13 protein-coding genes are annotated in these 12,788 nt (G+C 68.9%); 4 read left to right on the top strand and 9 right to left on the bottom strand.

From position 1 onward, the window contains the following. Positions 1-9: 9 nt before the first annotated feature. Together FHS28_RS05255 and sctT are read left to right on the top strand one after the other, a co-directional pair. Positions 10-540 (top strand): hypothetical protein, encoded by a 531-nt coding sequence (locus tag FHS28_RS05255; RefSeq protein ID WP_088448762.1) that lies wholly within the window; start codon positions 10-12, stop codon positions 538-540. Then, on the top strand, positions 537-1,493 hold the full coding sequence (sctT, locus tag FHS28_RS05250; RefSeq protein ID WP_088448763.1) for a type III secretion system export apparatus subunit SctT: 957 nt from the start codon (positions 537-539) through the stop codon (positions 1,491-1,493). Before FHS28_RS05255 ends, sctT begins: the two co-directional genes overlap by 4 nt. 137 nt (positions 1,494-1,630) lie before the next feature. Here sctT and FHS28_RS05245 read toward each other — a convergent pair whose 3' ends face one another. Genes FHS28_RS05245 through FHS28_RS05205 form a run of 9 tightly spaced genes read right to left on the bottom strand, consistent with a single transcriptional unit; the run spans position 1,631 to position 9,645 of the window. Next, the gene (locus FHS28_RS05245; protein WP_088448764.1) at positions 1,631-2,086 is read right to left on the bottom strand and encodes a CesT family type III secretion system chaperone; all 456 of its coding nucleotides are present in this window, start codon (positions 2,084-2,086) and stop codon (positions 1,631-1,633) included. After that, complete coding sequence (locus FHS28_RS05240) at positions 2,083-2,967, bottom strand: hypothetical protein (RefSeq protein WP_088448765.1); 885 nt, start codon at positions 2,965-2,967, stop codon at positions 2,083-2,085. Before FHS28_RS05240 ends, FHS28_RS05245 begins: the two co-directional genes overlap by 4 nt. Beyond that, on the bottom strand, positions 2,964-3,227 hold the full coding sequence (gene sctS / locus FHS28_RS05235; RefSeq protein ID WP_088448766.1) for a type III secretion system export apparatus subunit SctS: 264 nt from the start codon (positions 3,225-3,227) through the stop codon (positions 2,964-2,966). Before sctS ends, FHS28_RS05240 begins: the two co-directional genes overlap by 4 nt. 33 nt (positions 3,228-3,260) lie before the next feature. Then, a complete protein-coding gene (gene sctR, locus FHS28_RS05230) occupies positions 3,261-3,914 on the bottom strand; it encodes a type III secretion system export apparatus subunit SctR (RefSeq protein ID WP_088448767.1) in 654 nt (217 codons plus the stop codon). Then, complete coding sequence (locus FHS28_RS05225; protein ID WP_088448768.1) at positions 3,892-4,956, bottom strand: FliM/FliN family flagellar motor switch protein; 1,065 nt, start codon at positions 4,954-4,956, stop codon at positions 3,892-3,894. The genes sctR and FHS28_RS05225 overlap by 23 nt, the downstream gene beginning before the upstream one ends. After that, the gene (locus FHS28_RS05220) at positions 4,953-5,834 is read right to left on the bottom strand and encodes a type III secretion HpaP family protein (RefSeq protein WP_184294180.1); all 882 of its coding nucleotides are present in this window, start codon (positions 5,832-5,834) and stop codon (positions 4,953-4,955) included. The genes FHS28_RS05225 and FHS28_RS05220 overlap by 4 nt, the downstream gene beginning before the upstream one ends. A gap of 13 nt (positions 5,835-5,847) precedes the next feature. Beyond that, the gene (sctV, locus tag FHS28_RS05215; RefSeq protein WP_088448770.1) at positions 5,848-7,914 is read right to left on the bottom strand and encodes a type III secretion system export apparatus subunit SctV; all 2,067 of its coding nucleotides are present in this window, start codon (positions 7,912-7,914) and stop codon (positions 5,848-5,850) included. Further along, positions 7,911-8,996, bottom strand: coding sequence for a type III secretion system export apparatus subunit SctU (gene sctU, locus FHS28_RS05210; RefSeq protein ID WP_088448771.1), 1,086 nt, complete (start codon positions 8,994-8,996; stop codon positions 7,911-7,913). The genes sctV and sctU overlap by 4 nt, the downstream gene beginning before the upstream one ends. Next, the gene (locus FHS28_RS05205; RefSeq protein ID WP_088448772.1) at positions 8,989-9,645 is read right to left on the bottom strand and encodes a GNAT family N-acetyltransferase; all 657 of its coding nucleotides are present in this window, start codon (positions 9,643-9,645) and stop codon (positions 8,989-8,991) included. Before FHS28_RS05205 ends, sctU begins: the two co-directional genes overlap by 8 nt. A gap of 253 nt (positions 9,646-9,898) precedes the next feature. Between FHS28_RS05205 and FHS28_RS05200 the strand changes: the two genes are divergently transcribed. Both FHS28_RS05200 and FHS28_RS05195 read left to right on the top strand, forming a co-directional pair. Beyond that, positions 9,899-11,539 (top strand): helix-turn-helix transcriptional regulator, encoded by a 1,641-nt coding sequence (locus FHS28_RS05200; protein ID WP_184294177.1) that lies wholly within the window; start codon positions 9,899-9,901, stop codon positions 11,537-11,539. A gap of 100 nt (positions 11,540-11,639) precedes the next feature. After that, a complete protein-coding gene (locus tag FHS28_RS05195; RefSeq protein WP_184294175.1) occupies positions 11,640-12,449 on the top strand; it encodes a hypothetical protein in 810 nt (269 codons plus the stop codon). Positions 12,450-12,788 lie beyond the last annotated feature (339 nt).

Raw genomic sequence — 12,788 nt, 5'->3', positions numbered from 1 at the left:
GGACCGGCTGTGGCAGTACTGGACCTGCGCTCCCTCAAGACCCTGCTGTGGGCCAAACGCCGCCGGCTGGACGGACTGGAGGCGGAGGTGAAGGCGGCTGCGGCCAATGTCGCGCAGGCCGAAGCAGCCTTGATCGCCGCGCGCAACCGGCATCAGGACTGTGTGCAGGAGGTACAGGATTGCGAGCAGCGCATCGAGCAGATGGTGAGTTCGCCGCGCTTCGTGCCGCAGGATGCGGTCACCTTCCGGCATGTGCTGGAGACCTTGCAGGGGCTGGCGGTCCAGGCGGAGGAGGGCGTGCGGGCCGCGCAGGCCCAGCGGGCGCAGGCGCAGGCGGTGCTCGATGCCGCCAAGGGGGCGCTGCAGCGGGCCCAGCAGCAGATCGAGCAGCTGGAGGACCGCCGGCAGCGTCGGCTGGTGGAGCTGGACCAGGCTGCGGAAGACACGCAGGATGAAGAGAGCGAAGAAGCGGCAGTGGCACGGCGGCTGGCGCAGGCACGCGCCGCGGTGATGCCGGGCGCCGAGGTGTCCTGCGCATGAACGAGTTGTTCAACCACTTCGAGGGCGTGATCGGCGCCGGCACGCTGCTGCAGCAGGCCGTGATGCTGCTGGCGGTCTCCCTGCTCCGGGTCTATGCGGTGTTTCTCGTGCTGCCCGCCACCAGCGATCAGGCCTTGCAAGGACCGGTGCGCAACGGGCTGTGCATCTGCCTGGCGCTTTTCATCGCCTGGGGGCAACCGCTGTCGCTGGTGCAGGACATGGACATGGTCCGGCTGGTCGCCACGCTGGCCAAGGAGGCGCTGATCGGCCTGGTGCTGGGCTTTGCGGCGTCCACCGTCTTCTGGGTCGCCGAGGGGGTGGGCGTGCTGATCGACAACCAGGCCGGCTACAACAACGTCCAGCAGACCAATCCGCTGAGCGGGGAGCAGAGCACACCCATCGGCAACCTGTTGGCCCAATTGGCCATCAGCGGCTTCTACCTGCTGGGCGGCATGCTGATGCTGAGTGGGTTGCTGTTTGATTCCTTCCACTGGTGGCCGATTGGCAGCCTGGGACCGGCCTGGTCCACGATTCTGGAGGACTTCGTGCGAGCGCAGACGGCGCGGTATCTCGAGCTGATGATCAAGATCGCGGCGCCGGCCCTGTTGGTGCTGATGCTGGTGGATCTGGGCTTTGGGGTGCTGTCCAAAACGGCGGACAAGCTGGAGCCCAACAACCTTGCGCAGCCGGTGAAGGGCGCGGTGGCGATTGCGATGCTGTCGCTGCTGGTGGCGGTGTTCTTCGATCAGGTACGGCCGGCGCTTTCGCTGCAGACGCTGTCGGCGGAGATGGCGCAGTGGGCGCGCATGGCGAATGAGCCGCGGCCGGTGGAGCCGGGGAAGCCGATGTTGGAGCGGTCTCGCGTGGAGGAGACGGCGCCCTCGGCGTCCGAGTCATCCGAGTTATCTCCACCATCTGCGGGTCCGGTGCCCTCTGCGTCGCCCACCCGATAGGTTTACCGAGCGCGCTGAACGCGCTGAACGCGCTGAACGAGCTGAACGCTGCCACGCCTCTGAGCACGCGCAGTGCGCTGCGGCTGCGAAGGAACAGAGAACCCGTGATGCACGCCAGTCCCCGGGGCTAGGCCGCTTCAGGCCCGGAGCCAGGTGTAATCGCCCATCGAAACGCTCTCGAACATCTCGTCCTCGGCCTGCAGGATGTTCTCCCGCCAGTACCGGCCGTGCTCGACATAGTGATTGATGGTGTCGGCCAGGTAATGTCCGTCGACCCCTTCGAACATCGGCACTCGCAGCACCAGCAGCACAAGGCCGGTGTCGGCATCCAGCCCGAGCTGCGCCTGATCCTGCGCATAGAGGCTCAGGTTCGCCTCGAGCATCAGCCGATAGACACGCAGGCTCCGGCCCGAGGTCACGCTGCCAAAGGCGAAGTTGAGGTAGAGCGCGTCCGGATCGGTCTCGTAATGGCCGAGCAGGACTTCGAAGCCTTCCACTTCCAGCGCCTGACGGGCCATCACCGAGTCCGCATCCGGCAGGCCGACCACTTCGCAAAGATCGTGAATCAGATGAAGGTAGTGCTCGGGGCTCATCGGGACGTCTCCTTCGAGGCGGTGTGATGTTCCAGTGCGCGCTGCAGCAGGGTGGCCAGCGGCAGCGCGGGTTGCGGGCCCACGCCCTTGTTCCTGGGCCCGGACAGCGCCCGAAAGGCTTCCAGCGGAAACAGCACGTTGGCGTTTTTCTGCGCTTCAGTGAGGGCGGGCGGTCGCCCGTGGGTCTCGCACCAGGCGATGGCGGTCGAGCGCACCTCGGCCAGTGTCATGGGTGGCGTGCCGACCTTGAGATGTTGGGCCAGCGCCGCCTTGGCAGCGAGCCGGAGCGCGCCCGCGGGTTGCGCGCCCCCCTGAAAGTACAGCGCGGCAAAGGCATTCAGCAGGGCGGCTCGCGTGAGGGGTTGCCCTTCGCGCGGCGGCGTCCGCAGCAGCTCCGCCTCCGGGCGTTTGCTGCGCCGCAAGGCCGCGCCTTCCCGCACCGGGGGTTGCCGCAAGGGCGGTGGCGGCGCTGGGGCGTCCCCGGTGGTGGCGGCGGTGTGCTGCGACGGTCCGCGCCCATCGCCGCCCCGCAGGCCCGATACGGTCTTCTGCCCGCTCACGCCCCCCAGCAGCGATCCAGCGCCGGCACCGCCGCCACCGGCTTGTGCCCAGGGGTCGTCGGCGAGGCTGCGCGGATGTTCTTCGTCGTGATGCGCACCCGCCGCTGCGGTGGACGCCGGCCGCGCCCGCGCTCGGGGCGCCGGCCCCGTGTTGCGCTTGGCCGGCAGATGCGCCCGCGGCGCATGCCGGTACGCCACCCCCTTGTGCATGCCGCCGGCATAGCCTGACGCCCCGCCTTGTCCCTGGCGGTGGCGCTGCGTGTCCTGCGTTCCGGCGGCCTGCTGCGCCTCGGCGCTTTGTCGTGTCCGGTCGAGCTTCATCGCTGGAAGATGGCGGTGAACAGGTTTTCGCTGAACTTCATCAGCGTGGAGCCGGCCCAGGGCGCGGTCACCACCACCACGCCGGTGACCGCCAGCAGCTTGATGCCCTGAGCAATGCTCGAGTCCTGCAGCGACGTGATCGCCTGGAAGAATGACACCAGCAGGCCGATCACTGCCGAAACCACCACCGCAGGCAGCGACAGCAGCACGCACATCAGCAGCGCCTCGGAGGTCAGCTGCACCACCACGTCATAGTTCATACAGGGTCTCCGGGAGACGGCGCGGCATGGGCTTCATCGATAGGTGAGGACCAGCCCGTGGACCAGCCGCGACCAGCCGTCCAGCGTCACGAACAGCAGCAGCTTGAACGGAATGGCGACGTTGCTGGGCGTGACCTGCGACAGGCCCATGGCCAGCAGCACATTGGCGATGACGATGTCGATGACGATGAAGGCCAGATACAGCAGGAAGCCGATGCGGAAGGCCGCCGTCAGTTCGCTCAGCAGAAAGGCCGGCGCGAGCACGATGAGGTCGTCCTTTTTCAGCGCCGCCGCCTGCTCGCTCGGCCAGATCAGGCTGGCGGAGCGCAGGAAGAACTGCTTCTCCCGTTCTTCTGCATGCTTGTCCAAAAAGCGCCGGAACGGTTCACGGGCCGCATCGGCGGCCTGCATCATGGTCTGGGTACTGCTGCCACCGCCGCCGGCCTGAAAGCCCTTGCCAGCATCGATGAAGACCGGCGCCATGATGTAGCAGGAGATGATGATGGCCACCCCGTTGAGCACCATGTTGGGCGGCACCTGCTGGACGCCGATGGCATTGCGCAGCAGGCCCAGCACGATCGCGATCTTGGTGTATGACGTGACCACCATGGCCGCGAAGGGCAAGGCGGCCAGCGCCAGCAGCACCAGGAAGAGGGCGACCGGATCAGCGTGCTGCAGCGGCGTCATGGGCGAATTCGAGCCGGGTGATGCGCACGCCGAGCTGGTCACCGATGGCGATCAGCTGGCCCTGTCCCAGGGTGCGGCCCTGGCACACCAGTCGCACTTGCGCCTGGGCCAGCGGCACGGCCAGCTCCACCGCATATCCCGGCTGCATGCTGGCCAGCTCCGCCAGGCTCACCCGGGCGGTGTCCAGCTCGAAGGCCACTGGCAGCTCGAGTGTCTCCAGGGTTCCGACGACGGGCGGTGTTTCCAGTCCATGGACACCATCGTCCGGCTGGGCGCTGGGCGGGTCGTCAGCAAGGATGGGCGCTTCGGCAACGTGCACGGTGAACTCCTGGGGATCGATGAAAAGACGGGCCTGCAGCACCCGGCCCATGCCGCAGCGCAACCAGGGGCCGCTCGCGTCGGCGAGCACCGCGTCTCCGGTCTGGAGCGAGCGGAGCACCGAGAGCGGCAGCGCGCGGGTGAAGAGGCGCACCACCGGGCGCACCGGGAGTGCCGCGAGCGGCGACAGGTCTGCGCCCATCCGCGTCAACCGGGCGGCGATGCGATCGAGCACGGCGGTATCGGCGTCAAGCAGCGCCACTGGCATGCCGCCGCCCTGGATGCAAGGCAGGCGGCCGGGCCACGGCGCGTCGGGCAGGTGTTCGGCGGCCTGGGCGGCCAGTGCGGTCAGGCGCAGTGGGCCCAGCGCAGGGGCGAGGGCCTGGCCCCATTCGTCCAGCAGGTGGCTGACGACGGCGCAGGCGATGGGCTCGGGCGTGTGAGCCAGGGCCAGTTGCAGGGCCGGGCTGTCGGCAGGGTCCAGCCCCAGCCGGAAGCTGCCGTGGTCGCACTCCACCGTCAGGGTCCAGACCGGAAACGGCTGACGAAGCGCCACGCCGAGGCTCGCGTGCTGCAGGGTGCTACGCAGCCAGGCGGCAAAGCGCTGGTCCTGGCTGATGCGCAGCAGCGCGGCCTGGCCGGCCGAGAGCTGGGGCAGCCGCCCGCGCAGGTCGTCGGACGCCTGGGGGCCGGGCGGTGCAACGCTGGCAGGCAATGCAGTCATGTGAGTTCGATGTCGATGTGCCGGTCGCCCGGCAGGTCACTGCGCAGCAAACGCTGCAGCTGCGACTGATGGGCGGAAATTAGGGCGTAGGACTGGGTGGACTGCGTGCTGAAGCGAAGCAGCAGGTGATGGCGCGAAAACGTCATCCGCAGCTCGGTGTGGGGCAGGGCGGCGCTGTCGATCGGCACCTGGATCGTCCAGCTATGGAAGTTGGGATCGCTGCTGCTGCAAAGTGTCACGACGGTGTCGGCCAGGCCCTGGGCCCAGGCATCGGGCAGCGCGGCGCTCGGGGGCGAAGTTGGCAGGGGCATCACGGGGGCATCGAGCAGCCACCGGGGCGTGGGTGCCACGGCGGACGACGTGTCGGTGGACGCCGCCGTGGGCGGCGCCAGGTCGAGCGGCTCGGCGTCAGCGCCGTCCTCATCCAGTGGCTGCACACCGGCAGTGCTGCGGCGTGCAATGGCCGACACCGGGCGCGCGCTGACCTGCCGGGACCTGGCGACCGGTCCGTTGTGCGACTCCGCAAACCCGTCGCCGGTTCGATCCATCTGCAGCCGGGTGCTGCCCCGAGCCGCCGTGCCCGGCCGCACATTTCGCGGTATGGGTTGTGCAGAGGCGCCCACAGCGGCCGGTGCTTCCGCTGCTGCAGACGCTCCCGCCGCCATCTCTGCCGCCTCCGCGCCTGCGCCTCCACGCGGGCCTGCCACCGCAGCGTCGCTCGCACGTTCGGAGACGCTTTCCGCCGCCCGGCGCGGCATTGACAACGCGCGCCGGAACCGCTCTTCATGCCGAGGATCCACGGCGCGCGGGGCGTGGGCGGCAGGCGGCAACTCACCCACCACCAACCGTCGGATGCGGCGGATCTCTTCGTCCGTCATGCCGCCCACCGGGTCACATCACCACCCGCCCCAGCGGCCGCAGTTCCACCTGATGGCCCAGCTCCTGGTAGGAGTAGACGCGCAGGCTGTCCATGCGGGTCTCGATGATCTTCTTCACATAGCGGCGGATGTCCATCGAGGTGACCACCGCCACGCCGGGCTCCGGCGCTGCGCCGGCCATCTGCATCACCTTCTCGGTGATGGCGGCGGCGCTCTCCGGCGCCATCGCCAGATAGTTGCCGGTGGGCGTCGGTTTGATGCACTGGCGGATGGCCTGCTCCACCCCGGCGTCCAGCAGGATGGCGGAGACGTAGGGCTTGCCGGCGCTGGCCTCGAAGGCGAGATAACGACCGAGGTCGCCGCGCACATATTCGGTGAGCAGCAGCATGTCCTTTTCTTTGGGGCCCCAGGTGATGAGGCTTTCGAAGATGCTGCGCACATTGCGGATCGGCACCTGTTCCTCCAGGAGGCGGCGCATCACTTCCGCAATCCGCTGCACCGGCAGGATCTTCTGCACCTCGGCCACCAGGCCGGGATAGTCGGCAGTGGCCTTGTCGACGATCCACTGGATCTCCTGCACCCCCATGAACTGATGGGCATTGCGACGCAGCAGCAGCATCACCTGACGGGCCATCACCTGCTCGATGTCCAGGCACTTGCCGCGCTCGGCTTCCGGGATGTCCGCGCCGGGCATCCAGCGGGACTCGGCCTGCTCCATCACGGCGCCGTGGGACTGCGCACGGCTGGCCCAAGGCGGGGCGCCCAGTGCATCCGGAATCAGCAGCAAACGGCCCGGCAGCTCCACATGCCGCACCGGCACATCGTTGATCAACACCTCGAAGCGCAGGGCCTCCAGCGCCTTGTCCACCCACATGCACACGCCCGGGAAGGGCACGCCCAGCATCGACTGGAGCTGCACCCGCTCGCGCTCCATCGCCTGATCGAGCTGATGCGGCATCAGCAGGGCCGCCAGGGCCGGTGACATGCGCACGGCCAGCGGCCGCGAGAAATGCGGCGCCTCCTGCATGATGGACGGCGCATCCCCCTTGGCGCCTTCCCGCTGCAGCGCGGCGATCGGTGCAGACAGGCTCTGCGCCTCTCCCGACCGGCGCTGCCGCGACAGATACCGCCCCGCTGCCGCGAGCCCCGCGCCCAGCATGAGGAACTGCACCGCAGGAAAGCCGGGCACCGCAGCGAAGGCCACCACCAGCCCGGCCGCGAGATACATCGCCCGCACATTCGCGGTCATTTGCGCCACGATCTCCTGGCCCAGCGACAGCGGCTTCTTCTGATGCTCGTCCGCCACCCGGGTGATCAGCACACCGGCAGCCACGCAGATGAAGAGCGATGGGATCTGCGACACCATCGCATCGCCGATGGACAGCACCGCAAAACGGTTGGCCGCTTCGCCGGCCGTCATGCCGTGGTACATGATGCCCACGACGATGCCGGCCAGGATGTTGACCAGGGTGATGATCAGCCCCGCGATGGCATCGCCCTTCACGAACTTCATCGCCCCGTCCATGCCGCCATGCATCTGGCTCTCCATGCCGAGCAGCGCACGCTTGCGTCTGGCTTCGTCGCCGGTGAGCAGGCCGGCGCGCAGGTCGGCGTCGATGCTCATCTGCTTGCCGGGCATCGCATCCAGCGTGAAACGCGCGCCGACTTCCGCCACCCGCTCCGAGCCCTTGGAGATCACGATGAACTGCACCACCGTGATGATGATGAAGACGACGATGCCCACCACCAGGTTGCCCCCCACCACCAGCTCGCCAAAGCTCTCGATCAGGTGACCCGCATCCGCATGCAGCAGGATGGACTTGGTGGAGGCGATGTTCAGCGAGAGCCGGAACAGCGTGGTGAACAGCAGCAGCGAAGGGAAGGACGACAGTGCCACCGCATTCGGGATGAACAGCGAGGTCATCAGCAGCAGCACACTGATGGCCAGGTTCACCGCCAGCAGGCTGTCGATGGCCACGGTGGGCAGCGGCAGGATCATCAGGCCGACGATGGCCACGACCAGCAGGCTCATCGCCAGGTCGTTGCCCAGGGTGCTTTTGTCGCTCAGGGTGTTGCTCATGCTGCGTCTCCGCGGGAAGCGGCAGGGGAAGCGCCCCTGGCACCGTTGGCCTCCAGCATGGCCACCCACCGCAGCACGGTGGCCACGCCCTCGAACAGGGCTTCGGGCACCGTCTCATCCACCGGCACCTTGAACAGCGCCCGCGCCAGCGGCGGGTCGCCCACGATCGGCACGCCGGAGGCTTCCGCAATGCGGCGGATTTCCATGGCCTGGTCATCCGCGCCCTTGGCCACGATGACCGGCAGCGGCGTCTCGCCCGGGCGCCAGCGCAAGGCGACCGCATAGTGGGTGGGGTTGGTCACCACCACCGAGGCCTGCGGCACGGTGCGGGTCGGATTGCCGTTCGCGATTTCATGGGCGAGCCGCTTGCGCTGGCCCTTGAGCATCGGGTCGCCTTCCATTTCCTTGTATTCGCGCTTGACCTCGTCCTTGTCCATGCGCTGGTCGCGGATGAACAGCCAGCGCTGCAGGGCGAAGTCCACCGGCCCGATGACGATCAGCGTGATCACGCTGGCCACCAGCAGCTTGAGCAGGGCGCTCCAGGCAATGGCGGCCACGCCCATCGGGGTCTGCGTCGCCGCGCCGACCATCAGCGGCACCAGACCCATGGTGATGAAGGCCACGACGCAGCCCACCAGAATCGCCTTGAACACTGACTTCACCAGCTCGATGATGGAACGCAGGGAGATCAGCTTCTTCAGCCCCGCGCCCGGATTCACCTTGTCGAAGTTGGGGGAGATCGGCTCAAAGCTGATGTTGAAGCCGACCTGCGCGAAGGAAGCCACAAAGCCGGTCACGATGGCGGCGGCGACAAACGGCAGCACGATCCACACGCCCTCCAGGGCCATGTCGTAGGCAATGGCCAGCACGTCCGCATCGCTGCGCACCCCGATGGCGATGCCGCTGGCCAGGGAGAACAGCCGCTCCAGGTGCGCCAGCGCCGAGGTGGTGGCGGCGGTGAGGCAGACGGTCATCACCAGCAGCCCGGCGGCCGCATTGATGTCCTGGCTCTTGGGGGACTGGCCCTTCTTCTTGGCGTCGTCCAGCTTCTTCTGGCTGGGCTGTTCGGTCTTCTCAGCCATTGGAAGCGGCGCGCGCGTCGGGCAGCGTCATGCCCATCATCAACAGGTCACGCCGTTTGCCGAAGGCCATGACAGCGCCCGGCAGCCGGCCCCACGACTGAAACCCCAGGTGCCGCAACACGCCCAGGCTGGCGGCGTTGTCGCTCCACACCGTCGCCAGCAGGCGATCCACCTGCCAGGTGGGCGCCTGAGTGATGAGGTGACGCACCAGCTGCGTGCCGATGCCGTGACCGCGCCAGCGCGGCGCGACGTAGTAGGCAAACTCGAACAATGCGGACAGGCCCGGCCGCTCGTGCATGCCCAGCGATCCCATCCAGCCGGCGACCTCGCCGTCGATCTCGGCCACCAGCATCGGCCGCTGATAGACCTGATGGACCAGGATGATGCGGCGCGTCATGGGCACGCTCATCGGGCCGAGATAGTTGGCCTCCGGTTGCGCATCCAGCTCCCGCACCCGCGCCATCTCCTGAGACAGCCAGCGGGCGCCGGTCTCCGCCGACACGCCCTCCGGCTGATAGGGCTGGGTGCGCAGCGACGCGTTGTAGATCGCCGCGATGGCCTGCGCGTCCTGCGTGGTCGCCGGACGCAAATGGGCCCGATGCGGGCGGGGCAGGAGGGACAGATCAACGGTGGACAGCACAGCGGACACAGCAGCTCCTCGTGTTCGCTGTCACTGTGGCCGGGGCGCCCGGGTGCCTTCGCTATGGGGGCGAAGCCGTGTGCCGGGACCCGAACTGCAGGGCCTTGGCGCGGGGCGATGACGCAGCCCGGCGCACGGCTGTTGAGAATTGTTGAGGATTTCATAGGGAAGAGATGAGGCCATCGCGGCGGACCTCTGCCTAGCATCTCGCAACGATGTGCTGTGGCGGCGCATCGAGCATCCAATGAAGCAGGGAGTTCATATGCTGTTGATGACATTGGGGCGGCTGACGCTGTCGGAGGCGGACGCCGATGTGGCGGATGCGGTGGGCCGGGGGGATGTCCACGAGGCCTTGCGGCTGGGGCTGGCGCGGCTGGAGCGGAGCGCCGGGGCCGAGGTGGGTGATCCGGCGGCCCTGGGTCAGATGATGATCCAGGCGCTGCTCGCCGCGGGCCGCGAGGAGCAGGCCGAAGAACTGATGCAGCGGCAACTGCGCCACTACGAGACCTTGCCGCGGGCGCGCATGCGCCATCTGTCGTCGCTGGACCGCGGCCTGCTGTTCCTGCACATGAACAAGCCGGGACGTGCGGCAGAGAGCTTCAATGTGGTGGCGGACGCCGACGATGCGGCGCTGCTGCCGCGGGTGGTGGCGCTGGCCGGGCTGGCGAAGGCGATGGACTCGATGGGCGAGCATCGGCGGGCGACGCGCACGCTGGCCTTCGCCGAGCAGCTGGTGAGGGAGGCGGAGGCGCCCGGCGGCGGGTCGGCCACGGAGGTGCCCGCCGGCTGCCCGGCGCTGCTGACCGCCATCGGTCTTGAACTGCAGGTCTGCCGCGCCCTGCGGCATTACGACGATGTGACGGTGGCCCATCCCTTGTCGGCGCCGGACCTGCGCCGCTCGCTCCAGTCGGCCTTGCAGGATTTGCATGCGGTTCCGGCGGCGGCCGCGCGCGTGCGTTTCCTGCTGGCCCTGATGCAACCGGCCGCTGCGGTGGAAGCCCGCACGGCCGCGAGCGTCGAGGCCCTGTTCGATGGCGTGCGCTGGTACAAGGAGCGGCGTCTGGCGCCGCTGGAGGAGCGGGCCCGGGTGGAGGCCGCACTGGCGCTGCTGGACCGCGGACTGGCCGGATCGGCCTGCGACATCCTGGGGGCGCTGGCGGTGGATGATGCGCGGCAGTTGCATCATCGGCATGCCATTGAGCTGCGCTACTGTGCGTCCCGCCTGCATGTGATGAATGGCCGGCACTCCGATGCGCTGCGCTGCTATCGGCAGCATGCGCAACTGTCTCTGGCGCGGCTGCGGTTCGAACTGACCCGGGTGCCGTACTCGCGGTTCCTGGAACAGCAGGAGCGGGCCGAACAGGCGGACGCGGATCAGCTACGCCTGCCGCCGCGCTACCGCCGGGCGTATCAATTCATGCTGGACCATCTGCATGACCGCACGCTGTCGGTGCGGCGCATCGCGGCCGAGATCGATGTCACCGAGCGGGCCCTGCAGATGGCCTTTCGGAACCATCTCGGGCTGACACCCGCCGAACTGCTGCGCAAGCTGCGCATGGCCTGCATCCGGACCGAGCTGCAGCAGATGGCCGGGCGCGACAGCGTGCTGGCGGTGGCATCGCGCTGGGGCATGGGCAATCGTTCCACGCTGGCGCACAACTATCGGCAGCAGTTTGGTGAGGCACCGAGCGCGACCGCAGCGCCGCTGGGCAGCCACGAACGTGCATCGCTGGCGCTGTCGGTCGCAGTGGCTGCGGGGATGACGTCCGCGCCGGATGCGTCGACGACGCTGGTGGTGCAGCCGGCGCAGGACCTGGCGCTGGACCCGGGACGGACGATGGCGATCACCCGGCTCTCGACCAGCGACTCTGCGCGCCGCGAGCTGACGGCGGGCGGCGCGTGAGGGGCGCCGCATGGGTATGGACCCTGCGCGCTTGCCGCCACGGTTGACCTCGACGGCGGGCCCCCCAGGGCCCGGGACCTCACCGGGATCGGCGTCGCCCGTGAAGCCGCCGGGGGCGTCTCCGGCTTCCGCCGGCGGTCGGTCTGCCGGCTGGGGCGGCGGTGGTGGTGCGGCTGGGGCATCCGCCGTGTCGGGTCTGGTCGGCGCGGAGGAGCTGCGGTTGCCCCTCGTCGGGGGAGACGGTGCACGGCGTCGGGATGACGTCGGGGCGCGGCGCGGCGCATCGGCCAATCGCCTGATGGGCGCGGTGGTCCGTCGTCTGCAGGATGAAGCGGAAGAGGAGCGCGTCGAGGAAGACGGAGCGTCCGTGGGTGAGGGGGGCGGCGTGATGCCGGTGGCCGGCGGTGGCGATCGAGCTGATCGGATCGAGGCCAAGCGGGTGTCGGCGTCCGGCCGCGGTCGGCGAGCGCCGCAAGGTCCGGTCCGTCAGGTCGCCAGGGGCGGCCGGTCCTCGCAGCAGGAACGGGCGGAGGACGGTGAAGCCGCCGGGTCCGCGACCCAGGGGCAGCCGGCGGCAGGGCCGGCCAGCGCCTGGGAGGCATCGTCCGTGGACGTCGGTCAGGCGCCGCCGGTGACGGCGCCGCCCACGCGCGTGGTGCCGGTGTCGCCGCGCGACAAGCTGGTGCTGGACCGCCCGGTCGCGGCAGAACGCGTGGGACGGACGTCCGGCATGGCGCGGCTGAGCTGGGGGGCGGTGCTGGCGGCGGTCGTAGGGCTCATCGTGCTGGTCCTGATCGGTGGCTTCGAGACACCGGGGACCGAGGGTGCGCAGGGCGCCGGCGGTGGCACGGCGCCCGGGGATGCTCAGGGCCGGTCTGCCGAGACGCCGCCCGGAGAAACATCGCGCTGAAGGGACCGGCGGAACCCAACGCAAATGGAAGACCCGCCGGGCGGTTCGGCGGCGCTCGACGGACTTCACGGAACGTTGGGGACCTCGACGGACTGCGGCGGACTGCACGGACTGCACGGACTGCACGGACTGCACGGACTGCACGGACTGCACGGACGTTGCGGACGTCGGTGGACTTCGGCGGATGTCCATGGAGCTGGGCGATCAGCCCTGGAGGTTTCGGACGGTAATCGCGGACGACACTTTGATGACGAGGTGCGGCGGAGAACCGGCGGAGAACGATCCAGCTTCGTATTGGCGATGAATGCTTCGCCTGGCCCCGAAAGCTGGGCGGTCTGC

This window comes from Roseateles terrae (assembly GCF_014192155.1).
In the GTDB taxonomy this organism is placed as follows: Bacteria; Pseudomonadota; Gammaproteobacteria; order Burkholderiales; family Burkholderiaceae_C; genus Roseateles; species Roseateles terrae.
Note: the sequence above shows the minus strand (reverse complement) of the source record. Positions and strands in the feature narration are given on the sequence as shown.